This is a genomic window from Nocardioides sp. F233 (assembly GCF_057813895.1).
Genome location: NZ_JBVASH010000005.1, coordinates 202458 through 226640, shown reverse-complemented (window position 1 = coordinate 226640; position 24183 = coordinate 202458). Strand labels below are relative to the sequence as shown.

Below are 24183 nucleotides of genomic sequence, written 5' to 3'. Positions count from 1 at the left end.
GCTGACTCTGGTGCAGGGATACCCGCTTCAGCGGGTATCCCTGCGCTTCCTGACCGTTGCACACGTCAGGAAGCGCCAGTTTTCGTCAGGAGGCGTGCAGGAGTACCCGCTTCACCGGGTATTCCTGCAGGGCGTCAGCCGCGCGAGCTGTGGATCAGCGCCATCGCCTCGGCGCGGGTGGCGGCGTCCTTGAGCATGGTGCCGCGGACGGCCGAGGTGATGGTGCGGGCGCCGGCCTTGCGGACGCCGCGCATCGTCATGCACAGGTGCTCGGCCTCGATCACCACGATCACGCCGCGGGCGTCGAGGAGCTCCATCAGCGAGTCGGCGACCTGGGTGGTCAGCCGCTCCTGGACCTGCGGACGCTTGGCGTAGACGTCGACCAGGCGGGCCAGCTTGGACAGGCCGGTGATCTTGCCGGTCTCGGCCGGGATGTAGCCGACGTGGGCAACACCCGTGAACGGGACCAGGTGGTGCTCGCACATCGACCACAGCTCGATGTCGCGGACCAGCACCATCTCGTCGTGGCCGATGTCGAAGGTGGTGGTCAGCACCTCCTCCGCCGTCATCCGCAGGCCGGCGGTGAGCTCGGCGTACGCCCGGGCCACGCGGGCCGGGGTGTCCTTGAGGCCCTCGCGGTCCGGGTCCTCGCCGATGGCGGCCAGGAGCTCGCGGACGGCAGCCTCGGCGCGCTCGTGGTCGAACGCGCCGCCCGTGCCCTCGCTCATGCCGAGGGCGCCGGCGGCTGCGGGTCGGTCGGGGGCGCGGACGGCGTGCCACCGTAGACGTCGCCACCGGGTCCCGGCGGCGTCAGGATCTGGCCGCTGTCGTCACCGGCCGGCTCGGGGGCCGAGCCGTTCTGCTCGGCGCGACGGCGGATCTCCTCGGGGATCTCCACCGGCGGGATGGTCGACGGGATCCGGGTCGGGGAGCCGGTCCAGGCGGGACGTGCGGGCCGCAGCCGGAGCGCGGTGAAGACCTCGGCGACCTGCTCCTTGTCGAGCGTCTCCTTGTCGAGCAGCGCGAGCACGAGGGCGTCGAGCACGTCGCGGTTCTCGACCAGGATGTCGAACGCCTCCTGGTGGGCCGTGGCGAGGAAGTTCTTGGTCTCCTCGTCGATGATCGCAGCGACGTCCTCGGAGTAGTTCCGGGAGTGCCCGATGTCGCGGCCCAGGAACGGCTCGGCGTTGGACTCGCCGAGCTTGATCGCGCCGAGGCGGTCGGTCATGCCGTACTGGGTGACCATCGCGCGGGCCAGCGCCGTGGCCTTCTCGATGTCGTTGCCGGCACCGGTCGTCGGGTCGTGGAAGATCAGCTCCTCCGCGGCCCGGCCGCCCAGCATGTAGGCGAGCTTGTCGAGCATCTCCGAGCGGGTCTGGGAGTACTTGTCCTCGTCGGGCAGCACCATCGTGTAGCCCAGCGCCCGGCCGCGCGGCAGGATCGTGATCTTGTGGACCGGGTCGGTGCCCGGCAGCGCCGCCGCGACGAGGGCGTGGCCGCCCTCGTGGTAGGCGGTGATCAGCTTCTCCTTCTCCGACATCAGGCGGGAGTTGCGCTGCGGGCCCGCGATGACGCGGTCGATCGCCTCGTCGAGGATCGGGGACGTGATGACCTTCTGGTTGTTGCGCGCGGTGAGCAGCGCCGCCTCGTTGAGCACGTTGGCGAGGTCGGCACCGGAGAAGCCGGGGGTACGACGCGCGACCGACAACAGGTCGACGTCGGGGCCGAGCGGCTTGCCCCGCGAGTGGACCTCGAGGATCCGCTTGCGGCCGGCCAGGTCGGGCGCGTCGACCTGGATCTGGCGGTCGAAGCGGCCCGGGCGCAGCAGCGCCGGGTCGAGGACGTCGGGCCGGTTGGTGGCCGCGATCAGGATCACGCCGCCGCGGACGTCGAAGCCGTCCATCTCGACGAGGAGCTGGTTGAGGGTCTGCTCGCGCTCGTCGTGGCCGCCGCCCATGCCGGCGCCGCGGTGGCGACCGACGGCGTCGATCTCGTCGATGAAGACGATCGCGGGCGCGTTCTCCTTGGCCTGCTCGAACAGGTCGCGGACGCGGGAGGCACCGACACCGACGAACATCTCGACGAAGTCCGAGCCGGAGATCGAGTAGAACGGGACGCCCGCCTCGCCGGCAACGGCGCGAGCGAGCAGGGTCTTGCCGGTTCCGGGCGGGCCGTAGAGCAGCACGCCCTTGGGGATCTTGGCGCCGACGGCCTGGAACTTCGCCGGCTCCTGGAGGAACTCCTTGATCTCACCGAGCTCCTCGATCGCCTCGTCGCACCCGGCGACGTCGGCGAAGGTGGTCTTCGGCATGTCCTTGCTGATCATCTTGGCCTTGGACTTGCCGAACTGCATGACGCCCCGGCCACCGCCCTGGACGTTGTTCATCAAGAAGATGAACAGCAGGATGATCAGCGCGAACGGCAGCAGCGTCGCGAGGATCGAGCCCAGCAGGCTGGGCTTGGGGTTCTTGAAGTCGTACTTGTTGAGCTTGCCGTCGGCCTTCTGCTGCTCGACCTGCTCGATCAGGCCCTGCTGGGCGCCGTCGACGTAGTAGGAGAGGACCTTGTCACCCTGCTTGCGGGTGCCCTTGTCGAGCGTGGCCTCGATCGACTGGTCGCCGTCGACGAAGGTGATCTCGTCGACCTGGCCCTTGGCGATGTACGTCGACATCTGCGAGGTCGGGATCTCGTCGTACCCGCCTCCGGGTGCGAGGAACTCGAGAGCGAGGACGACGGCGAGTACCGCCACCACGATCCAGAGCCATGGCCCCCTGAAAACGCGCTTCACAGACTTACTCGCTCCCCAACTCCGTCGACAAGGATCTGACGACGGTACACGCCGCCGACTGGTCCCATTCTGTCTGGTCCCTGGTTGGGCGGCGCGCTGGAGCCGGGATCAGGACCGGAATCAGGAGTAGACCGAGGGCGACAGCGTGCCGATGTCGCGCATGTTGCGGTAGCGCTCGCGGTAGTCGAGGCCGTATCCGACGACGAACTCGTTGGGGATGTCCCAGCCGACGTACCTGGGCTTCACGGGCATCTGGAGCGCCTCCGGCTTGCGCAGCAGGGTGGCGATCTCGACGCTCGCCGGGCCGCGGGAGCCGAGGTTGGACGTCAGCCACGACAGGGTAAGGCCGGTGTCGATGATCTCGTCGACGATGAGGACGTGGCGCCCTGCGACGTCGGCGTCGAGGTCCTTGAGGATCCGGACGACGCCGGACGACTTGGTGCCGGAGCCGTACGACGACACGGCCATCCAGTCCATCTCGACGTGCTTGTTCAGGGCACGGGCGAGGTCGGCCATGATCATCACCGCGCCACGCAGGACGCCTACGAGGACGAGGTCCTTGCCCTCGTAGTCGCGCTCGATCTCGGCTGCCATCTCGGCCACCCGGGCCTGGATCTGCTCCTCGGTGAAGAGCACCTCGACCAGGTCGTCCGCGACGTCGCTCGCATGCATGGCGTCAGCCTGCCACAGCGGTACCGCGGAAGCGGAGGTGGGAGCGGTCGCGGTACGCCGTGACGTGACCCGGCAGCTGCACCTCACCGCTGATCTCGCCGCAGGCCAGTCGCCGGAGCGCCGTGACGTGGACGTGGAACAGCTCGGCGTCGACCGCACCAGCAGCGAGGGCGGCGATGCGGAGCACCCGGCTGGCGAGGGCGGGGAGCAGGTCCTGGACGCCGGCGAGTGAGAGTCCGTCGGGACCGACCAGGCCGTCGTACGCCGTCGCCGCGAGCGCGTCGAGCGCCTCGACGTCGGCCCGGACCTGGTCGGCGGTGCGGGCCAGGGTGGCGGCGACGCCGGGGCCGAGCTCGTCCTCCAGCAGGGGCAGCACCCGCTGGCGGACCCGGACCCGCGCGAAGCCCGGGTCGCTGTTGTGGGGGTCGTCCCAGAACTCGATGCCGTCGGCCAGGCAGGCGGCGACGGTGTCGGCGCGGGCGACGTCGAGGAGCGGGCGGCGGTAGTGGTCGAACGCGCGGCGCATCCCGGCCAGGCTGCGACCGCCCGAGCCGCGGGCGAGCCCGAGCAGGACGGTCTCCGCCTGGTCGTCGCGGGTGTGGCCGAGCAGCACGAGCTCGGCGCCGAGGTGCTCGCGGAGCTGGTCGAGGACGGCGTACCGGGCGCGGCGGGCGGCCGCCTCGATCCCGAGCCCGGCCGGGTCGACCTGCACGCGGGCGGTCGCGGTCTCGTCGGCGCCCAGACCCGCCATCTGCGCGACGACACGCGCCGCATGGTCGCCCGATCCCTCCTGCAGGCCGTGGTCGACGGTCGCGCCGACGACCCGGAGCCCGGCCTTGTGGCCCTCGAAGACCGTGGCCGCGAGCAGGGCGAGCGAGTCGGCGCCGCCGGAGCAGGCCACCACGACGGTGGCGTTGGGGTCGAGGTCGGCCAGCGCGCGTCGTACGCCCTGGCGGACGGCGGCGATCGCCGGGTGCAGGCCCATGTCAGCGAGCCGTCAGGCCAGGACGCGCTTGACCCAGCCGTCGGGGTCGCTCAGCTCGGCCTTGCTGGGGAGGTTCTCGGGGCCGGCCCAGACGGCGTTGAACTCGTCCATGCCGACCCGGTCGACGACGGAACGGACGAAGTGGGCGCCGTCGCGGTACTGCGCCATCTTGGCCTCGAGGCCGAGCAGTCGGCGCAGCACACGGTCGAGCGCACCGACGCCCTGGCGCCGCTTGGTGAACTTCTTGCGGATCTGGGCGACGCTCGGGATGACGGTCGGGCCCACGTCGTCCATCACGACGTCGGCGTGGCCCTCGAGCAGCGACATCATCCCGGTCACGCGGTCGATGACCTCGAGCTGCTCGGGGGTGCTGAACATCTCGACGATGCTGCCGCCGTTGCGCCCGGCCTTGATCGCGTCGGTGATCCGCTCGAGCCCGCCCTCGAGGAAGCTGGCCGGCTCGACGGTGTCGCTGATGGCGCGGATCTCCGAGAACAGGTGCTCTCGCATCCACGGTACGGCGGTGAACTGCACCCGATGGGTCTCCTCGTGGAGGCAGACCCAGAGCCGGAAGTCGTGGGGATCGACGTCGAGCTCGCGCTCGACGTGGACGATGTTGGGGGCGACGAGCAGCAGTCGGCCGTGGGGCTCGTGGAACGGGTCGAACTGGCCGAGCACCTTGCCGGCGAGGAACCCGAGCAGCCCGCCGACCTCCGCGCCGGTGACCTTCGCGCCGACCTTGAGCCCGATCCCGCTGGGCGGCTTGCTCGCGGCGATCTTCTCGATCATCGGCCGGGTCGCCGCGGCGAAGCCCTCGGCGTTGGCCTGCACCCAGCCCGGCCGGTCGACGACCAGGATCGGTGCGGTGCCGTCCGGCGCGTCCAGCCCGGTGAACTCCCGCACCAGCCCGGTCGAGCGGTGCGCACCCGCCCGCAGCTCGGCGACCGCCTCGTCCGCCTCGGCCCGGCTCACCACCGGCCCGTCGCCCGCCAGCCTGGACCCGAGCGCGACGGCGAGGCCCCAGTCGATCATCGGGGGCAGTGGCGCGGCGGGTGCGGTCATGCCGGAAGCCTAGGCCGTGGGGTCGAACGTCGCCGGGAACGCCGTCGGTCAGCAGAGGCAGGCGCCGAGGCCGGCCGCGGCGGAGTCCATGGTGGTGCGGGCGAGGAGTGCCTTGTCCTTCTTGACCTTGTCGGCCATGAGCGCGAAGGCGAGCAGGTGCCCCTGGGCGTCGATGGCGATGCCGGCGAGCGAGGTGACGCCGGTGAGGGTGCCCGTCTTGGCGCGCACGCGGCCGCGGCCGGCGGTGGGGCCGAGGTCCATCCGGTCGGTGAGCGAGCCGGTGTACCCGGCGACAGGGAGCCCCGACAGGAGCGGGCGCAGCTGGGGGTGGTCGGCGGAGGCGGCGAGGCGGAGCACGTCGACGAGGACGCCGGGGGCCAGCCGGTTGTCGCGGGACAGGCCGCTGCCGTCGTGCAGGACCGAGCCACGCAGGTCGATGCCGTTGGCGGTCAGCACCCGCTTCACGGCCTCCTGGCCGCCGGCGAACGAGCCGTCGCCGCTGTCGGCGAGGCCGGCCTGGCGCAGCAGCACCTCGGCAGCGGCGTTGTCGCTGACCTCGATCAGGCGCTGCACGATCTGGGCGACCGTGGGGCTGGTGACCCGGCCGACCTCGGTCGCGCCGGCAGGCGCGGTGGTCCTGGTGGGGCTGCCGGTGACCGTGATCCCGCGGCGCGCCAGCGCCTGCGCGAACGCGGTGGTCGCCTCCAGCGCGGGGTCGGCGACCGGGCCCTGCCCGGGGAGCGCCCGACCCTCGTCGACCCACAGTGCACTGATCGGGTTGATCTCCTCGGGGATGTAGTCCGGCTTCCACGTCGGGTGGACCTGCGGGCCGGTGAACAGCGAGTCGTCGAAGCCGAGCTCGACGGTCGTCACGCCTGAGGCCTCGAGGCTGCGGGCGGTCCGCTTGGCGAGGGTGCGGACGTCGGCCCGGGCGGGGTCGTACGTCGCCCCCGTGGGCGCCGGTTTGGGCTCGCGGGCCAGCAGCGGGTCGCCGCCGCCGACGAGGACCAGGCGGGGCGTCGTACCGCTGGCGTCGAGGACGGTGGTCGTCGCGAAGGTGTGCTCGGGCCCGAGCAGGAAGAGCGCCGCCGCCGAGGTGACCAGCTTCGTGGTCGAGGCCGGGATGGCGACGCCGGCGCCCTCGGCCGCCTCGTAGGCGTAGCCGGTGCCCTCGAGCGGGCCGACCGCGGCGATCACGTGGCGGCCCAGATCGGCCGAGTCCAGCGGCGCGAGCGCCTGCTTCACCGCCTGGGCATCGAGCGCGGCGGTGCCGTCGGCGGTCGGCGCCAGCGCCTCGGGTACGACGACCGGCGGCACGTCGACCTCCGGCGGCGGCGCAACAGCGGCCGGATCGGCCGGCGTACCGGCGTCGGCCCGCAGGTCGTGCCACCACCGCTCGGCGGCCCCGGTCTGCCAGGCGACCCCGGCTCCCACGAGCAGCGCCACCACCAGCACCCCGGAGAGCACGCGACGGCCTCGCCGGGTGCCCGGCTCGCGGTCCTTCTCGGCCACGGTTCTCCTCCCGAGGATGCTCCCCAACTGCGCGTTCCGGGACATTGTGCGGGACAATGCTCCGAACAACGGCGCCGGGCAGGTTCACAGCTCCCGCGAGCACGTCCGCGCCAGACCCGATCGTCAGCCCCGACCGGGCCGAGAGTGTGGAGGAAGACTGTGCTGGAGTTCGACGTCCTCGTGGAGATCCCCAAGGGGAGCCGCAACAAGTACGAGGTCGACCACGAGACCGGGCGCATGCGCCTCGACCGGTTCCTCTTCACCTCGACCATGTACCCCGCCGACTACGGCTACATCGAGGACACCCTCGGCCAGGACGGCGACCCGCTCGACGCGCTGGTCCTGCTCCAGGAGCCGACCTTCCCGGGCTGCCTGATCAAGTGCCGCGCGATCGGCATGTTCCGGATGACCGACGAGGCCGGCGGCGACGACAAGGTCCTCTGCGTCCCCGCGGGCGACCCGCGCATGGAGCACCTGCGCGACATCAACCACGTGCCGAACTTCGACCGGCTCGAGATCCAGCACTTCTTCGAGGTCTACAAGGACCTCGAGCCCGGCAAGTCCGTCGAGGGCGCCGACTGGGTCGGCCGCACCGAGGCCGAGGCCGAGATCGTCGCGTCCTTCGAGCGCTTCAAGACTCACTGAGCCGTTTGGCTCGCTGCGCCCACGCAAGCCGAGGGCGCCATTCAGCCGCACGTCATGCTCCCGCGCATGAGGTGCGGCTGAGTGGTTTTTCGTCGGGCGCCCCGCGTGATCTGGACTGAGCGCAGCGAGGGAAGATCACGCGCCAAAGGGCGCCCGACATGCGAAGCGAGCCAAACCAACACCGTGAGTCCCTCACGCAGCGCATGCGCCCGAGGACCTGGGCGCCCGGCCGCTAGCGAGGACCAAGCAGCAGAGCCAGCCCTGCGGCGATCGCCGCGGGGCTGTCGTCGTTCTCCGGCGGCATCGTGACGTAGCTCAGCGCCAGCCGGGCGAGCGTCCGGGACAGCTGCTGCAGCAACGCCGGGTCGGTGCCCGGCCAGGCCGCGCCGGCGGCGGCCTCCAGCTGCTCGGCGACCCGGACGAGGAGCGGGCCGGCGTCGGTGGTGACGATCCGGACCAGGTCGTGGTGGGCGTCGCCGGCGCGGACCCGGTCGATCAGCGGGTCCTCGGCGGCGGTCTCGAGGAACAGCCGGAGCCCCTCCTCGAGACCCGTGCGTGGTGAGTCGGCGTGCTCGGCCAGCGTCGACGCGATGAGCGCGCACAGGGCGTCGGCGAGGTGGACGGTGTAGGCCTGCGCGAGGCCGTAGCGCGAGCCGAAGGCGTTGTAGAGCGTCTGCCGGCTGACACCCGCGTCGCGGGCGACGGCCTCGAGCGTGACGTCGCCCCAGGGGCGTTCGAGCAGGAGGGCGCGCAGGGCCGCGAAGACGGCGGTACGGCGCTCCGCGACGGCGCTCACGTCCGGGCGCCCCCGCGCTTGACCCCACGGAAGTACGCGATCGCGCCGCTGCGCTCGAGGACGAGGTCGGCGATGCCCTCGCGGGCGAACCAGTCCTCGAGGTCGTCGCTCGTGCAGCCCGGACCGAGCAGGCCGGCGACCCGGCCGACCTGGCGCAACGGCTCGAAGCGGATCCCGGTGTCGTTGAGCAGCGCGCTGCCGGTGAGCACCCCGCCGGGACGGAGCACCCGCGCCATCTCGACCACGGCCTGCTCGGGGTCGGGGAAGCAGTGCAGGCCGGTGAAGGTGACGACGAGGTCGAAGGAGCCGTCGTCGAACGGCAGGTCGCCGACGTCGGCGATCCGCGGCACGACCTGGTCGGCGACGCCGCGGCGTTCGGCGACCCGCATCGTGCGGTCCAGCATGGTCTGCGCGATGTCGCCGGCGACGTACTCCACGTCCTGACCGGGCCGCAGGCCGCGCAACGCGACCCCACCACCGCACGGGATGTCGAGGATCCGGCTGCCCGCAGGCTGGCGGCCGATCTCGTCGGCGGCGCGGTAGAGCCGGCGCAGGTCGCTGTTGATGCCCAGGCGCCAGACCGCGCCGCCAGCGGTCGGGTGCTCGACCGTCCAGTCGTAGAAGGACGCCCACAGCGGGTCGTCCGACCAGCCGCCCAGTCCGGGGACGTGGGACAGGGTGGAACGGATCATGCCTCTCCTCCGATGAGGGCCTGGGAGCGCAGCAGTGCCTCGGGTACGGCGAACGCGTCGACCAGCTCGCGCGCGAGCGGCCGCACCCGGCGGCACAGCTCGGCCACCTCGCGGGTGATCGCCTTCGAGCGCTGGGTGTTGAGCCGGCCGTGCTCGATGAACCACGCGCGGTCGGCCTCGATGCCGGACAGCGCGTGCAGGTCGCAGAGCAGGTTGAGGGTGAGCCTCAGGTCGCCGTCCTCCATCGCCGCGACCTTCGCGGTGAACGCCTCGAGCACCAGCCGCTCGACGTGGGCGCGGGCCGCCTGGATGACGTGGTCCTGCACGCGGGAGAACACCTCGCCCGGGTTCATGCCGGAGTCGACGCCGCGCTTGAGCCGCCGGGCGACGCCGCCGATGAGGTGCTCCTCGCGGAAGCGGTACATCGCCAGGTGGTAGTTGGGGTCGCGCAGCCCGCTGTCGGTGTGCCAGTCGTCCTTGCCGCCCGGCAGCGCGTCGCGGATCTGCTCGAACAGGCGGTGCACGCGGGTCCGCTCGAGCACGGTGTCGACCGCGAGACCCGCGACGAAGCGGACCATCCCGAGCTGGTCGAGGTCGGAGAAGTCGCTGGCGTAGTCAGTCAGCAGGCCCTTGCCGACCAGCTGCAACAGGACGTGGTTGTCGCCCTCGAAGGTCGTGAAGACGTCGGTGTCGGCCTTGAGCGCCGCGAACCGGTTGACGGCGAGGTAGCCCGCACCGCCGCAGGCTTCGCGGCACTCCTGGATCGTGTCGGTCGCGTGCCAGGTCGCCAGCGCCTTGGTGCCCGCGGCGCGGGACTCCAGGAGACGTCGGGTCTCCTCGTCGTCGCGGATGCCGGAGAAGACGTCGTGCAGCTGGCCGGCGAGCACCTCCTGGGCGAAGTGCAGGGCGTAGGTCCGCGCCAGCCGCGGGAAGAGCCGCCGCTGGTGCAGCCCGTAGTCCAGCAGCAGCTGCTCGGCGCCGCCCTCCTCGGTCCCGGTCTCGAACTGCCGGCGCTGGAGGCCGTAGCGGACCGCGATCGTCAGCGCCGACTTCGACGCGCTCACCCCGGCCGCGCCGACCGAGACCCGGCCCTGGACGAGGGTGCCGAGCATCGTGAAGAACCGCCGGCCCGCGCTCTCGATGTCGCTGACGTAACCGCCGTCCTCGGTGACGTCGGCGAACCGGTTCAGCAGCGCCTCGCGCGGCACCCGGACGCCGTCGAACCAGATCCGGCCGTTGTCGACGCCGTTGAGGCCCATCTTGGGGCCGTCGTCCTCGATCCGGACGCCGGGCAGCGTCGCGCCGTCCTCGTCGCGCAGCGGTACGACGAGCGCGTGCACGCCGTGCCCCGCACCGCCCACCTCCAGCTGGGCGAACACCACGGCCACCCGGGCGTGCTTCGCCGCGTTGCCGATGTAGTCCTTGCCGGCGCTGTGCGTGGTCGTCGTGACGACGAACTCGGACGTCACCGGGTCGTAGGTCGCGACCGTGCCGAGCGCCTGCACGTTGCTGCCGTGCCCGGTCTCGGTCATCGCGAAGCAGCCGAGCAGCCGGCCGCTGACGACGTCGGCGAGGTACGCGTCGTGGTGACGCTTCGTACCGAGCTGCAGGATCGCACCGCCGAACAGGCCGAACTGCACGCCGACCTTGACCAGGACCGACAGGTCGCCGTACGCGAGGGACTCGAAGGCCGCGATCGAGGCGCCGATGTCGCCGCCCCCGCCGTACTCCTTCGGGAAGCCCATCCCCGCGGCACCGGTGCCGGCGATCTCGATGACGACGTCCTTGACCCGCTCGCGGAACTCGTCGCGCGGCATCGTCTCGGCGTCCTCCAGCACGGAGGCGTACGACGGCAGCAGCTCGCGCACCGTGCGCCGGACGTCGGCGTACCTGCCGTCGAGCAGCTCGGTGAGCGCGGCGACGTCGACCGTCAGCTCGGGGGGCGCGGTCGCAGTGGACTCCTCGGCCATGGGGCGAACTTAGCGTCCCGGTCAGGGGCGCGCGTAGAAGTCCGGGCTGCGCCAGTAGTCGATCGACTCCAGGCTGACCGGGCGACCGGTGCGCGGGGCGTGGATGATCTGCCCGCCGCCGACGTAGAGGGCGACGTGGAAGATCGCGTCCGGGCCGCCGTCCGACCAGAACACGAGGTCGCCGGGCTGGAGCTGGTCGCGGGTGATCGGCGTGGACTGCTCGTACTGCGCCACCGAGTAGTGCGGCAGCGACTTCCCGCCGGCCGCCCACGCCTTCTCGACCAGGCCGGAGCAGTCCCAGGCGGAGGGGCCGGCCGCGCCCCAACGGTAGGGCTCACCGAGCTGGGCGCGGGCGAACGCGACGGCAGCCTGGGCTCCGTCGGCGGGCGCAGGGTCTCCGGCCGGGTCGGCCGCCGGGGTGGGCGCGTCGCCCTTGTCGTCCTTCGCGGCCTTGGCCTCCTCGGCCTCCTTCGCCGCCTTGGCATCGGCGGCGGCCTTCGCGGCCGCCTCCGCGTCGACGGCGGTCTGGTGGGCGCGGGCGACGGCGACGCTCACGCCCTGGAGACGGGCGAGCCGCTTCACGAGCCGGGTACGACGGCGCTCGATCCGCGCGGTCACCGTCTCCGCGTCCTGGGCCGCTGTCCGGGCCCGGTCGCGCGCGGCCTTCGCGTCAGCGAGGGCCCGGTCGGCCTCGGCCGCGGCCGACGTGGCCGCGTCGGCGGCCTCGGTGGCGGCCTTCGACGCGGCGAGGTACTCGTCGCGGCGCTGGTCGAAGAGCGCCTGGACGTGCTCGTTGGCCGAGGTCTGCTCGAGCAGGGCGTCGATCCCGTCGGCGTCCACGATCGCCTCGACCAGGGACAGCTCGAGGCCCATGCCCTGGGCGGTGATCACGGCGTCGCGGAAGGCGTCCTCGTGCTCGGCCAGCGCCTGGGCGGCAGCCGTCGAGTCCGCAACCGCACGCCGCTCGGCAGCCCGGGCGGTGTGCGCGGCCCACCGAGCGCCGTTCCAGGCCTCGGTCGCCCGTGCCGCCCGGACGGTCGCGGTGTCGAGCTCGGCGGCCGCATCGGCGAGCCGCTGCTGGATCGCCGCGACGTCACCCTCGGCAGCACCGGCCCGGTCCTGCGCGGCCCGCACGTCGGCGGCGCTCGGTGCGCTCGGTACGACTGGGGTCGGCGGGGTCGGGTCCGCCTGCGCCCCGGGGATGCAGACCACCGCCGTCAGGACGAGGGCGGCGAGGCCGGTACCGATGCTCGGGGAACGCACTCGCGTCACCGTAGTGCTCTTTTGTCACATCCGAAACAAAAATCTCAGAAATCTCTCGCGCCACCGGCGTGTCGCATTGACGAACTACAACGGTGTCATTCGCGAGACGGCCTTGGGACAGCGCCGTCGGTCGTTGCGGGAAGCGATGGCGACGGAGCGGAGAGAGCGACGAAGGAGCGACCGGAGCGGAGGAGTCGAGCCTTTCCGCGAGCCGACCCTGTGGCCGCCACGCGGACCCGCCCGACGCGGGTCTCGACCGCGCGTGCGGCAGTGCGGCGCGAGGGACGAGCGACGCGCTCGCTCCATCAGCTCAGTCGACGTTGACGGGCACCTTGGAGGTGGTGGTCGTCGGGTGCGAGCGCCCTCGTTTGTCGAACTTCTGGCCGCTGGCGATGCCGCCGACGTAGAAGGAGACGATCGCGATCGCGATGCCGGCGAGGTCGTCGGCGACGTAGTGCCAACCGAAGTACAGGGTCGCGATCACGGTGAGGCCGAAGTTCACCCAGAAGACGATCTTGAGGACCCTCGAGCGCAGCGTGTACTGCACCATCAGCGCGAAGAGCAGGGTGATCGCGCAGTGCAGGCTGGCGAAGCCGGCGATGGAGTTCACTGACTCGGTGGCGCCGCCGTACAGCACGTTGCCGCGTGCCCTGACGATCGAGTTCATCAGGTCGGTGGTGCCGGTGTGGGCGAGGCCGCCGGCGCCGTAGTACTCGGACGTGTAGGCGATGCCGGGGCCGAGCGTGGGCAGCAGGTAGTAGGACAGCGTGCCGAGGGACCAGGCCAGGCACTGCGAGGTCACGAACCAGTAGCCGAAGGAGTGGTTGCGCGACCACACCAGCCAGGCGGTGACCGCGAGCGGCACCAGCGGCAGGAACATCAGGTAGATCGGCGAGAGGATCTCGGCGGTGACCGTCTTGCCGAGCAGGCCGTGCAGCACGTCGCTCGGGTCGTGGCCGAAGAAGATGACCCGGTCCAGGAGGTGCAGCTCGCGGTCGTACGACAGCGCGCGGACCTCGCCGGGCGCGGCGTTCGGGTCGGAGCGCACGAACGGCAGGAACGACTTGAGGTTCCGGTAGCTGACGTAGGTCAGGTAGAAGCTGATGACGCCGATCGCGACCAGCGTCGCGCGCTCCTTGGTCCAGTGCGTGCGCAGCCGCTCGCGGACGACCGGCACGACACGGCTGGGGCGGCCGTGGGCCTTCCACAGCGCCAGCGGCAGCAGGTCGAGGAGGAGGGCTCCGAACAGGAGCAGCGGCAGCCGGATGTACGACGGTCCGAGGAAGCTCCCCTCGGGGTCGAGGAGCCGGCGATCGAGCTTCCACGCGGTGAAGACCGCGATGCCCAGCATGAGCGCGGCCGTGCCGATGAGCAGGCTGTAGGCGCGGCGGTACACGCGAGGGATCCTACGGTGCAGTCCCAGCGGGTTCGGTGGCACCGCCCGGCAGGACAGCGACGGCGTGCTCTACGACACGTACGACGACCCGCTGGCCCGGTTGCGCGACCCACCCGGGCACCCCGGTGGCGTCCAGCTCGCCGACCCCGTCGACGGTCACCACGAGCCGGCCGGCATCGGGGGTCGGGCGGAAGCTGACGACCGTGGCCGGGAGACCGGTGGTGAGGTCGGGACCGGCGAGCAGGGCGGACGGCCGGAGCGCGATCTCGCCCGAGGTCCGGCCGAGGAGGGCGCTGGCCTCGGGTGACGACAGGACCCGGGCGTAGCCGAGGAACAGGGCCGTGCCGGCGTCGGCCGGGTGCGCCCAGACGTCACCGGTGGGGCCCTCCTGGACGATCCGTCCGTCCCGCATCACGGCCAGCCGGTCGGCGATCGCGAAGGCCTCGTCCTGGTCGTGGGTGACCAGCAGGGCCGTCGTACCGGACTCGGTGAGGATCCGTCGCAGGTCGGCCGCGAGCCGGCCGCGCAGGCCGGCGTCGAGGGCGCTCAGCGGCTCGTCGAGCAGCAGCAGCCGGGGACGTGCGGCCAGGGATCGGGCGAGCGCGACCCGCTGCCGCTCGCCGCCGGACAGGGTGCGGGGCAGGCGGTCGGCGTACCCGCCCAGGCCGACGAGGCCGAGCAGGTCGTCGACCTCGGCGCGGACGGCGGTGCGGGAGGCGCCCTGCAGCCGGCGGGCGTAGCCGACGTTGCGGGCGACGGTGAGGTGGTCGAAGAGCTGGCCGTCCTGGAACATCAGGGCGAACCCGCGCCGGTGGGTGGGGGTGCCGGCGAGGTCGGCGCCGTCCCAGCCGATCCGGCCGGACGACAGCGGCTCGAGGCCGGCGACCGCACGCAGCAGCGTGGACTTCCCGCAGCCGGACGGCCCGAGGACCGCGAGCACGTGGCCGTCCTCGACGGCCAGGTCGACGGCGTCGACCGCCACCGCCCCGTCGAAGGCGACGGTCACTCCCTGCAGATCCAGGCTCACCACGACCCCACTCCCGGCACACGCAGCCGCTCGACGACGAGGATGACACCTGCGGTCACGGCGGCGAGCACCACCGAGGCGGCCATGGCGGTGCCGTAGTTGAGGGCGCCCGGGTGCCCGAGCAAGCGGTAGATCACGACCGGCAGGGTCGGCTCGGCGGGCCGCACGATGAACGACGTCGCGCCGAACTCCCCCAGCGACACCGCGAACGCGAAGCCCGCCGCGGCCAGCAGCGGCCGCCACACGACGGCAAGATCGACCGTCTGCAGGGTACGCAGCGGACCCGCGCCGAGCGACGCGGCGGCCTGGCGCTGGCGGTCGTCGATGCCGGCGAGCACCGGGACCAGCGTTCGCACGACGAGGGGCAACGCAACAAGCGCTTGGGCGATCGGCACGAGCAGCGGGCTCGCGCGCAGGTCGAGCGGCGGCTGGTCGAGGGCGATCAGGAAGCCGAAGCCGAGGGTGACCGCGGAGACGCCGAGGGGCAGCATGAAGAAGCCGTCGAGGATCGTCCGCGCCCGCTTTCCCGCTCTGCTGCGGACCTTCCGGGTCACCACGAACGCCACGACCAGCGCGAGCGACAGCGACATCCAGGTCGCGTCGACCGCGATCCGCAGGCTCGCGGTGAGCGCATGGGTGACCGACACCTGGAGCAGGCCGTCGGCCGAGCCGCCGAGGGCGCGGTAGTGGGCGAGCGTCCAGTGGCCGTCGCGTCGTACCGAACCGATCAGGAGCGCCAGCACCGGCAGCGCCACGAGCCCGAGGGTCAGCGCGGTGACAGCGAGGGCCGGGAGGTCACGCGGGCGAGGGCGGGCGGGACTGGCGGCGACACGGCGGACCGTCGGGTCGGGTACGGCGCGCAGTCGGCCGACCACGACGAGCAGTGCCACGACCGCCAGCATCTGCACGAGCGAGAGCGCGGCAGCGGCCGGCAGGTCGAGCAGGTCGGCGGTGAGCAGGTAGATCTCGGTCTCGACCGAGGAGTACCGCACGCCCCCGAGCACGAGCACGACGCCGAACGCGGTCGCGCAGAACAGGAACACCACGCTGGCCGCGGAGACGATCGCCGGGCGCAGCGCGGGCAGGGTGACGGTGCGGAACACCTGGAGGGGCGTGGCGCCGAGCGCGGCCGCGGCCTCACCGGGCCTGCGGTCGAGGCCCTCCCAGGCGACGCCGACCGTGCGGATCACGACCGCCACGTTGAAGAAGACCAGGCCGATCAGGATGGCGGCCGGGGTGCCGTCGAGGTCGAGGAACCCGAGCGGCCCCGACGACGAGATCAGCTCACGCACGGCCAGCCCGACCACCACGGTGGGCAGCACGAACGGCACGAGCAGCGCCGTACGGATCAGGGCCCGGCCGGGGAAGCGCAGTCGGTGCAGGACGTACGCCGCCGGCAGGCCGAGCAGCACCGCGAGCGTGGTCGCGACGCTGCTGGTCCACACGGTGAACCACAGCACCCGGCCGGTCCGCGGGCGCCGCAGCACGTCGAGCACGGCGCCGGGGTCGAACGAGCCCTCCGGCCACACGCCGCGGTGGAGCATCGCGCCGACCGGCAGCACGAAGAAGACGGCGAGGACCGCGACCGGGACCGCGGCGAGCAGTCCCAGCGCGAGTCGTCGGGTCACCGTCGTACCACCTATCGCGAGACGATCTCCGTCCACTGCTCCAGCCACGCCTTGCGCTTCTCGGTGATCTCGGCCGGCGCGACCTGCTCGGTGGTCTCGGGCCGCTTCGCGAACGTCGCCCAGTCCGCGGGCAGCTCGACGGACGCGTCGACCGGGAAGACGTACATCGACTCGGGCAGCGCGGCCTGGACCTCGGGCGAGAGCAGCCAGTCGATCACGGCGTGCGCGCCGGCGGTGTTGGTCGTGTCGCCGTGCAGCACGCCGGCGTACTCGACCTGCTCGAAGCAGCCGTCCAGCAGCGCGCTGGTCGTCGTCCGGTCGCCCGCCTTGGTCAGCGTGAACGCCGGCGAGGAGTCGTAGGACACGACGATCGGCCGGTCGCCGCCGGAGAAGGTGAAGTCGGTGAAGTACGCGTCGGACCAGCCCTTGACGACCTTCGCGCCGTTGTCGACGAGCTTGGTCCAGTACGACGCCCAGTCGTCGCCGTACTTCGCGATCGTGGCCAGCAGGAAGGCCAGGCCGGGCGAGCTGGTGCTGGCGCCCGGGATCACGAAGAGGTCCTTGTAGGCGGGCTTCGTGAGGTCATCGAGGGTCGTGGGCGCCGGGATGCCCTTGGCCTGGAACCACGCGTCGTCGACGTTGACGCAGACGTTCCCGGTGTCGACCGGGGTGAGCGCGTGGTCATCGTCGCCGTCGAGCTCGTAGGCGTCGGCGCCCTTCGGCAGCGTCGGCGCGTACGACGCGAACACGCCCTCGTCGATCGCCCGCGTCGCGAAGGTGTTGTCGACACCGAAGACGACGTCGCCGACCGGCTTGTCCTTGGTCAGGACCAGCTCGTTGGTCAGCGCGCCTGCGTCCTCGAGCTTGCTGATCTTCAGGTCGTAGCCGGTGTCCATCTCGAACGCCTTGACCAGCTCGTCAGGGATCGCGAACGACTCGTGCGTCACCAGCGTGACCGTCTTGTCGTCGGCCTTCTCGTTGTCGCTCTCGCTGCTGATCAGCGAGCAGCCGCTGGCGAGCAGGACCGTGGTCGAGAGGGCCACCAGGGTGAGGCGGCCGGTGAGCATGCGCGTACGCATCGGTTGACTCCCTTCGCCGGTGCTAACCGGATCAGGTTCGGAGGGTCTGCGGCCCACGCCGCACTCTCAGCACCCGGATGGTGCTCCCCTGTCTGACGTCGTCAGTCTAGGACGCGCCCGCCGTGCGGCTCGAGGCAGACCAGCATCCGTGGATCGCCACCGGCCGCCGCCACCGCAGCACGCACCTCGGCGAGCTCGTCGTCGGTCAGCCGGAAGGCCGCGCTGGTCCCGGTGTCGTTGACGCTCCACACGGTGCGACCGCGGGCGCTCAGGCCGGTGCCGCCGATCGTGTACGGCGCCAGCGCGGACGCCACGGCGAGCTGGTCCTCGTCCCGCGGGTCCACCCCGAGGATCGTCGAGGACCCGACAGGCCACCACCTGGGTCGCCGCGGCCGTCGCTCCTCGACCAGCCGCGCGCCCTCGCGGACCGCCCACTGCACCTCGTCGGGCCAGGGCTTGTCGGAGACCAGGTCGATGTCGACACGCCCCAGCCGGTGCCGAACGGCCGCCAGCGCACCGCGGTACGCCGCCGCGACCGTCGACTCGTCAGCGCCGTCGGCCACGGTGAGCCAGTCGCCCGCGGTCATGACGCGCTGTAGACCACGCCGTCCGGCAGGTCGACGGCAGTGGCCTGCCCCCGAGCGACGAGCAGGTCGAGGTGCGCCTTGGTCTCCATCGCGGCCATGCCCTGGCTGAACACGTCGAGCTCGCCGAAAGCCCGCTCGTGGCGGGTCCAGCCGAGGTCCCTGGCGACGACGAGGGAGGTCGCGGAGCGGCGCTCCTTCAGCGACGCCAGGCACAGGTCGAGGCGGTCCTCGTGGTGGGCGAGGAGCTCGTCGACGCGCTCGTACGACGACGGCGCGACCGGGCCGTGCGCGGGCAGGATGCGCAGGTCGGGGAGCTCGCGGACCCGGGCGAGGGAGGCCATGAACTGACCGAGGGGCTGGTCGGCGGGCGGGACGGTGAACCCGATCGACGGGGTGATCGTGGGGAGCACGTGGTCGCCGGAGAACAGGACGCCCTCGGCCTGGTCGGCGAAGACGTAGTGGCCGGGGGTGTGGCCGGGGGTGTGCACGGCGTCCAGCTGGCGACGGCCGATGTCGAAGGTGCGGTCGCCCTCGAGCCACGTGTCGGGGAACGCCCAGTCGACGGGCTTCGGCAGCTCGCCGGGGCCGGCCGCCCACAGCTCGGCGATCTCCTCCGCGCCGGCAGTGCGCAGCACGGCGAGGAACGGGCTCTCCTCCAGTCCGTCGCGTCCGGCCCGGTGGAGCAGCTCGAGAGCGGGCTGCTCGTGGCGGCCGAGCACCACGTCGGCGCCGTACTCGTGGCCGAGGACGGTGGCGAGCGTGAAGTGGTCGCGGTGCACGTGGGTGACCAGGAACCGCTTGATGTCGCCGAAGCCCGAGCCGATCGAGCGCAGAGACGTGTCGAGCAGCTCGCGGGCGACCGGGATCGACCAGCCGCCGTCGATCAGCGTGAGCCCGTCGTCGCCCTGGACGACGTACACGTTGATCGCCTTGAGCGCGTCCATCGGGAGCGGCAGCGGGATCCGGTGGATGCCCTCCGCGACCTCCCAGGCGCCCTCGTCGGCCCAGTGCCGGCCCGAGTCGGGCGAGACGGCATGTCCGGTGGCGATCCCTCCAGTGCTCATGACCGCACTCTAGGTGGCGTTCACATCCGGCCGCAGATCGGGTAGCCGGAGGTCGAGGTTCGGCTCCTGGATGCCGCCGTCGACCTCGAGCAGCTTGCCGGTGACGTACTTCCCGGCGGGCGAGGCGAGGTAGACCACCGCGGCCGCGATGTCCTCGGCCTCGCCGATCCGGCCGAGCGGCGTCGACTCCTCCAGCTGGGTCTTCATCTCCGGCACGCCGGCCACGAACTCCAGCGCGCTGGTCATCACCGAGCCGACGAAGACGCCGTTGACCCGGATCTCCGGGTTGAGGTCGGTGGCGGCCAGCCGCGACCAGTGCGCGAGCGCCGCCTTGGCGGTGCCGTAGGCGAGGTACCCGCGCCCGGCCAGCCGGCCCATCGCCGAGGAGATCGAGGTGATCGACTTCTGCCGGCCCTCGCCCGCGGACCTCAGCATCAGCGGTACGGCGGCCCGGCTGAGCGCGTGCGCGGTGGCGACGTTGAAGTGGAAGGCCTCCTCCAGGTACGCCACGTCGGTGTCGAGGAAGGCGTTCGGGATGGTGCCGCCGACGTTGTTGACGACGATGTCGAGCCGCCCGAACTCGTCGAAGGCCGCCCCGGCGAGGGCGGCGACCTCGTCGGTGTGCGCGAGGTTGGCGGGGACGACGAGCGCGCGGCGCCCGGCGTCCTCGATCCGCACCGCGACCTCCTTGAGCTGGGCCTCGGTGCGCGAGGAGATGACGACGTCCGCACCGGCCTCGGCGAGCGCGACGGCGGTGGCGGCACCGATGCCGCGGCCGGCGCCGGTGACGACGGCGACGTGGTCGGTGAGGCGGAACCGGTCGAGGATGCTCATCGCTTCTCCTTCGTGCCCGTGACGGTGCCGGTGACGAGCCCGCGGCCGGTGACCAGCGGCAGGTCGAGAGCGGTGATCAGGCCGGGCTTGGCCGCGACGACGGCGGGGATCGCGTTGATCAGCCGCTGCGCGGTGACGATCATCCCGGAGACGTTGTGGTCGCCGTGCTCGCCGTGGTGGGTGAACTCGAGCTTCATGCAGGGCTCGCCGGTGATCTCGATCCGGTAGCAGCCGTCACCCTCCGCGGGCGTGGGCCATTCCGGGACCTGGTCGGGCGCCGTACGCGTGACGTGCTCGAGGGTGACCCGCGGGACCCCGTCGACGGTGCCGATGACGCGGAAGCGGACGGCCCCCATGGTGCCTTCCGCCACGTCCAGCGACACGGTCTTCGTGTCCCGCCCGGCCGGCCGCCGGTCGACCTCCTCGATCAGCGGCTCGTCGAGCGTCACGCCCAGCCCGGCCGCGATCACGCGCACCACCGGGCCCCAGGCAGTCGTGAGGATCCCGGGCTCCCACAGCAGCGGCTTGGCGTCCATCGGCTGCCCGAAGCCGAACAGGTCACGCATGACGACGGGCTGGTAGTACGTCGAGTAGTCGGCGATCTCGCTGACCACGACGTGGTCGATCCGCTGGGACAGCGACGTCAGCACCAGCGGCAGCACGTCGTTGGCGAAGCCGGGGTCGATGCCGTTGACGTGCAGGCTGGCGTTGCCCTGCCGGCCAGCCTCGTCGATGGCCTCGATCATCTCGTCGGGCAGCGTGCCCTCGCGGTGGAGCAGGATGACCGGCCCCGAGGAGACGACGTTGACGCCGTCGCGGACCAGCTCGGTGAGGTCCGCGATCGACTCGAAGACCCGGTCGTCGGTCATCGCGCCGTGCACGATGCAGTCCGGTCGCAGCGCGACCAGCTCGTCGCGGTCGGTGGTCGCCTTGATGCCGAGCTCACGGTCGAGCCCGGCGAGCAGGCCGGCATCCTGGCCGTGCTTCTCGGGCGTCGAGGTCCACACCCCCACCAGCTCGAGGTCAGGGTGGGCGTCGACGCCGACGATCGCGTGCCGACCGATCGTCCCCGTGGACCAGACGACGACCCGCAGGGGCTTCTCCGGGATGACCTGTGACATGCAGGTCAATCTAGAACGAGTTCTAGTTTCTGGGAAGGGCCTCGGACAGCAAGCTCCCGATCGGCTCGAGCGCATGGAAGAGCGTGCGTGCACTCGACGGCACCGCCCGGAAGCCGAACCGCGAATAGAACCCGACAGCCGCGTCATCGATGGCGTGCACGAGCAGAGCCCGCGCTCCGAGCACGGGCACCACTCCGGCCGCACGGACGACCGCGTCCTTGAGCAGCGCCCGCCCGAGCCCGCGTCCGTGAGCGCGCTCGTCGACCGCCAGTCGACCGAGCAGGATCACCGGCACCGGATCGGGCGCATTGCGCTGCAGCCCTCCCCCTCCGATGTCGCTGCGACGGATCGCCGACGCAGCCAGTGAGTAGTAGCCGCGAACCCGATCACTTCCGTGCTCCACCGACACATAGGTTCGCGCCGTGGCGCCGGCTTCGGCCCTGCGCGCCCAGCGCCGAAGCCAGTCATCGAGCTCAGCGACTCCGCAGGCGAAGCCGCTCAGGTCGTGCTCGTCTCCCAGGTGGACAGGGGAGTCACACCGCATCGAACATGCCGGGCGTCGTGAGCAGGTCACGCATTCCGTCCGCAACCTCCGGCTTGTCGAGTGCTGCCGAGAACTCCGACCACGCCGCCTCGTCCAGGGCCAGCGTCACGCCCTCGCGACGCGCGATGTCGACCCGCGCCTGCCCGATCAGGGTTGCGAGGGCGAATCCCGCCACCGTGGTTCCGCGCAGCTCGGCCGCCGCCACGATCAGGTCCTTCTCGGCCTCGGTCATCCGCAGATCGAGGCGCTCCACCTTCGTCGCCATGTCTCCAGTGTACGGCGAAATACCGCCAACGCCAGGGGGTCAGCGCGGCCCCGGGATCACCTCGGTCGGCGACCACTCGGGGCAGCGGGTGCCCGAGTAGATGGTCGGCATGCAGCGGTTGCAGTGGATGCAGATCCCGCCGGCCGCCGTACCCGCCCGCAGCTTGTCGACCAGGTCCGGCTCCCGCAGCAGCGCCCGGCCCATCACGACGAAGTCGAAGCCGTCGGCCATCGCCTGCCGCATGGTCTCGAGCCGGTTGATGCCGCCGAGGAGCATGAGCGGCATCGCGACGGCGGAGCGGACCTCCAGCGCCTTGGGGCGGAAGTACGCCTCCTCGAAGGCGTAGCGCTTCATGAACCCGCGGCCCGCCGGCGTCCTCATCCCCCACTTCACGAGCGGCGGCATGGTCTCGGCGAACTCCGCGACCGGCGCGTCGCCGCGGAAGAGGTACATCGGGTTCATCAGCGACGAGCCGCCCGACAGCTGCAGGGCGTCGAGGTGGCCGTCCGCCTCGAGCAGCTGGGCCAGCTCGATGCTCATCGCGGTCGTCACGCCGCCGGTGAAGCCGTCGGAGACGGAGACCTTGGCGGTCACCGCGACGGCGTCCCCGACCTCCTCGCGGACGACGCGCGCGACCTGCCGCGCGAGCCGGGCCCGCCGCTCGAGCGAGCCGCCCCAGCGGTCGCGGCGGCGGTTGAGGCCGGGGGCGAGGAACGACGAGATGAGGTACGAGTGCGCCATGTGCAGCTCGAGCACGTCGAACCCGGCGCGGACGAGGGTGCGGGCGGTGTCGACGTACGCGCGGGTGACGCGGGTCAGGTCCTTCTCCGACGCCGAGCGGATCATCTGCATCGACAGCGGGCTCGGCATCCGGCTGGCCGCGATCGCGTGCACGCCGTTGGAGCGACCGTTGGCGACCGGGCCGGCGTGGCCGACCTGCCCGGCGATCGCAGCACCGGTCGCGTGGATCTCGTCGGCGAGCCGGGCCAGGCCCGGCAGGGTGCGCTCCCCCACGACGATCTGCTCGTGGTGGGTGCGGCCGTCGGGTGCGACGGCCAGGTAGGCGACGGTCGTCAGTCCGACGCCGCCGGCAGCCGGGGCCCGGTGGTAGGCGATCAGCTCGTCGGTGACGACGCCGTCCGGCGTACGCCCCTCGAAGGTCGCGGCCTTGACCGTGCGGTTGCGCAGCCGGACCGGACCCAGGTCGACGGGGGCGAAGACGTCGGGAATGCTCACGCGGCGCACTCTAGTCGTGAACTGGAACACGTTCTAGAAAGTTGCCCGGGCGAAAAGCGAGAGAAAAGTGAGAACTCGTCATCTATTGCTGGGACGCGGCGCCGTCCTAGGCTCCGGAGCATGGCCAAGACGCTCTGGCGGGACCGCAACGAATCGCTCGACCCGGAGACGGACTACGTCGAGATCTACCAGAACCTGGCGCTCTACGAGTTCACCTGGGACCTCACCCAGGCGCTGAGCTTCGCACTGTTCCGGACCTACGCCGTCCCGAGCATCGGCCGGCTCCTCGACGAGACCGGTGCGTTCACCGGCGCCGTCCAGAAGCGGTACGACGACACGGCGCTGCTCCTCGAGGCGCCGTTCGTGCACGGCTTCGACTCCGAGGCCGGCAAGGCCGCGATGCGGCGGATCAACCAGATGCACCGCATGTACGACATCTCCAACGACGACTTCCGCTACGTGCTCTCGACCTTCGTCGTCGTACCCAAGCGCTGGCTCGACGACTACGGCTGGCGCGCGCTCACCGACACCGAGCTGCGCGCGAGCGTCAACTACTACCGCGCGCTCGGGCGGCACATGGGGATCAAGGACATCCCGGAGACGTACGACGCGTTCATGCACCTGATGGACGACTACGAGCGCGCGAACTTCGACTTCGACGCGGGCGGGCGGCGGGTCGCCGACTCCACGCTGCGCCTGCTCACGACCTTCTACCCGCGCCCGCTGCGCAGGCCGGTCGACCTGTTCAGCCGCGGGCTGATGGACAAGCCGCTGCTCGACGCCTTCGCCTACACCGACCCCGGCCCGGTCGTTCGCCGGCTCAGCGTCGGCGCGATGCGGGTCCGGGCCCGCCTGCTGCGCTACACGCCGTCGAACCGCGTGCCGACCTACACGGCCGACCTGCCGCGGATCAAGAGCTACCCCGACGGGTTCCAGCTCTCCGACCTCGGCACCTTCCCGGTTCCCGGCGTCGGTGGCTGCCCGGTGCGACACGACGCCACGGCCTGACCTCCGCCC

Annotated in this window: 23 protein-coding genes and 1 riboswitch; of the genes, 2 read left to right on the top strand and 21 right to left on the bottom strand. The window is 71.8% G+C overall.

What is annotated here, in order from left to right; genetic code table 11:
• Positions 1-134: 134 nt before the first annotated feature.
• From folE to dacB, 6 genes are all read right to left on the bottom strand, one after another.
• Entirely contained in the window at positions 135-728 is a 594-nt protein-coding gene (gene folE, locus ACZYRU_RS20135) for a GTP cyclohydrolase I FolE (RefSeq protein WP_488958875.1), read from the bottom strand.
• Positions 725-2788, bottom strand: a complete 2064-nt coding sequence (gene ftsH, locus ACZYRU_RS20130; protein ID WP_488958874.1) for an ATP-dependent zinc metalloprotease FtsH — start codon at positions 2786-2788, stop codon at positions 725-727. The genes folE and ftsH overlap by 4 nt, the downstream gene beginning before the upstream one ends.
• A gap of 120 nt (positions 2789-2908) precedes the next feature.
• On the bottom strand, positions 2909-3460 hold the full coding sequence (gene hpt / locus ACZYRU_RS20125; protein WP_488958873.1) for a hypoxanthine phosphoribosyltransferase: 552 nt from the start codon (positions 3458-3460) through the stop codon (positions 2909-2911).
• A gap of 4 nt (positions 3461-3464) precedes the next feature.
• Complete coding sequence (gene tilS / locus ACZYRU_RS20120) at positions 3465-4445, bottom strand: tRNA lysidine(34) synthetase TilS (RefSeq protein WP_488958872.1); 981 nt, start codon at positions 4443-4445, stop codon at positions 3465-3467.
• 12 nt (positions 4446-4457) lie between these two features.
• A complete protein-coding gene (locus ACZYRU_RS20115) occupies positions 4458-5507 on the bottom strand; it encodes a zinc-dependent metalloprotease (RefSeq protein ID WP_488958871.1) in 1050 nt (349 codons plus the stop codon).
• Between the two features lie 48 nt (positions 5508-5555).
• Complete coding sequence (dacB, locus tag ACZYRU_RS20110; RefSeq protein WP_488958870.1) at positions 5556-7019, bottom strand: D-alanyl-D-alanine carboxypeptidase/D-alanyl-D-alanine endopeptidase; 1464 nt, start codon at positions 7017-7019, stop codon at positions 5556-5558.
• Positions 7020-7181: 162 nt separating this feature from the next.
• Between dacB and ACZYRU_RS20105 the strand changes: the two genes are divergently transcribed.
• Positions 7182-7664, top strand: coding sequence for an inorganic diphosphatase (locus ACZYRU_RS20105; protein WP_179730337.1), 483 nt, complete (start codon positions 7182-7184; stop codon positions 7662-7664).
• A gap of 232 nt (positions 7665-7896) precedes the next feature.
• On the opposite strand, the gene ACZYRU_RS20100 is transcribed toward ACZYRU_RS20105, so the two are convergent.
• The 15 genes from ACZYRU_RS20100 to ACZYRU_RS20030 all read right to left on the bottom strand — a co-directional run bounded on the left by ACZYRU_RS20100 (position 7897) and on the right by ACZYRU_RS20030 (position 23166).
• Positions 7897-8460 carry a TetR/AcrR family transcriptional regulator gene (locus tag ACZYRU_RS20100; RefSeq protein ID WP_488958869.1) on the bottom strand — a complete coding sequence of 188 codons (564 nt, stop codon included), beginning with the start codon at positions 8458-8460 and terminating at the stop codon, positions 7897-7899.
• A complete protein-coding gene (locus tag ACZYRU_RS20095) occupies positions 8457-9152 on the bottom strand; it encodes a class I SAM-dependent methyltransferase (RefSeq protein WP_488958868.1) in 696 nt (231 codons plus the stop codon). Before ACZYRU_RS20095 ends, ACZYRU_RS20100 begins: the two co-directional genes overlap by 4 nt.
• Entirely contained in the window at positions 9149-11122 is a 1974-nt protein-coding gene (locus ACZYRU_RS20090; protein WP_488958867.1) for an acyl-CoA dehydrogenase family protein, read from the bottom strand. The genes ACZYRU_RS20095 and ACZYRU_RS20090 overlap by 4 nt, the downstream gene beginning before the upstream one ends.
• A gap of 21 nt (positions 11123-11143) precedes the next feature.
• Positions 11144-12385 carry a C40 family peptidase gene (locus tag ACZYRU_RS20085; RefSeq protein WP_488958866.1) on the bottom strand — a complete coding sequence of 414 codons (1242 nt, stop codon included), beginning with the start codon at positions 12383-12385 and terminating at the stop codon, positions 11144-11146.
• Positions 12386-12695: 310 nt separating this feature from the next.
• Complete coding sequence (locus ACZYRU_RS20080; RefSeq protein ID WP_488958865.1) at positions 12696-13781, bottom strand: phosphatase PAP2 family protein; 1086 nt, start codon at positions 13779-13781, stop codon at positions 12696-12698.
• A gap of 10 nt (positions 13782-13791) precedes the next feature.
• The gene (locus tag ACZYRU_RS20075; protein WP_488958864.1) at positions 13792-14811 is read right to left on the bottom strand and encodes an ABC transporter ATP-binding protein; all 1020 of its coding nucleotides are present in this window, start codon (positions 14809-14811) and stop codon (positions 13792-13794) included.
• The gene (locus tag ACZYRU_RS20070) at positions 14805-16436 is read right to left on the bottom strand and encodes an ABC transporter permease (protein WP_488958863.1); all 1632 of its coding nucleotides are present in this window, start codon (positions 16434-16436) and stop codon (positions 14805-14807) included. Before ACZYRU_RS20070 ends, ACZYRU_RS20075 begins: the two co-directional genes overlap by 7 nt.
• An 11-nt stretch (positions 16437-16447) precedes the next feature.
• On the bottom strand, positions 16448-17515 hold the full coding sequence (locus tag ACZYRU_RS20065) for a thiamine ABC transporter substrate-binding protein (RefSeq protein WP_488958862.1): 1068 nt from the start codon (positions 17513-17515) through the stop codon (positions 16448-16450).
• Positions 17507-17615: riboswitch (TPP riboswitch) on the bottom strand. (Overlaps the previous gene by 9 nt.)
• A gap of 1 nt (position 17616) precedes the next feature.
• Entirely contained in the window at positions 17617-18102 is a 486-nt protein-coding gene (locus ACZYRU_RS20060; RefSeq protein WP_488958861.1) for a hypothetical protein, read from the bottom strand.
• On the bottom strand, positions 18099-19166 hold the full coding sequence (locus ACZYRU_RS20055; protein ID WP_488958860.1) for an MBL fold metallo-hydrolase: 1068 nt from the start codon (positions 19164-19166) through the stop codon (positions 18099-18101). The genes ACZYRU_RS20060 and ACZYRU_RS20055 overlap by 4 nt, the downstream gene beginning before the upstream one ends.
• A 9-nt stretch (positions 19167-19175) precedes the next feature.
• On the bottom strand, positions 19176-20000 hold the full coding sequence (locus ACZYRU_RS20050; protein ID WP_488958859.1) for an SDR family oxidoreductase: 825 nt from the start codon (positions 19998-20000) through the stop codon (positions 19176-19178).
• A complete protein-coding gene (locus tag ACZYRU_RS20045) occupies positions 19997-21121 on the bottom strand; it encodes an NAD(P)H-dependent amine dehydrogenase family protein (RefSeq protein ID WP_488958858.1) in 1125 nt (374 codons plus the stop codon). Before ACZYRU_RS20045 ends, ACZYRU_RS20050 begins: the two co-directional genes overlap by 4 nt.
• Positions 21122-21143: 22 nt before the next feature.
• A complete protein-coding gene (locus ACZYRU_RS20040) occupies positions 21144-21665 on the bottom strand; it encodes a GNAT family N-acetyltransferase (protein WP_488958857.1) in 522 nt (173 codons plus the stop codon).
• A complete protein-coding gene (locus tag ACZYRU_RS20035; protein ID WP_488958856.1) occupies positions 21655-21930 on the bottom strand; it encodes a type II toxin-antitoxin system TacA family antitoxin in 276 nt (91 codons plus the stop codon). The genes ACZYRU_RS20040 and ACZYRU_RS20035 overlap by 11 nt, the downstream gene beginning before the upstream one ends.
• A 39-nt stretch (positions 21931-21969) precedes the next feature.
• Entirely contained in the window at positions 21970-23166 is a 1197-nt protein-coding gene (locus tag ACZYRU_RS20030; protein ID WP_488958855.1) for an oxidoreductase, read from the bottom strand.
• Positions 23167-23286: 120 nt separating this feature from the next.
• Between ACZYRU_RS20030 and ACZYRU_RS20025 the strand changes: the two genes are divergently transcribed.
• The gene (locus ACZYRU_RS20025) at positions 23287-24174 is read left to right on the top strand and encodes an oxygenase MpaB family protein (RefSeq protein WP_488958854.1); all 888 of its coding nucleotides are present in this window, start codon (positions 23287-23289) and stop codon (positions 24172-24174) included.
• Positions 24175-24183 lie beyond the last annotated feature (9 nt).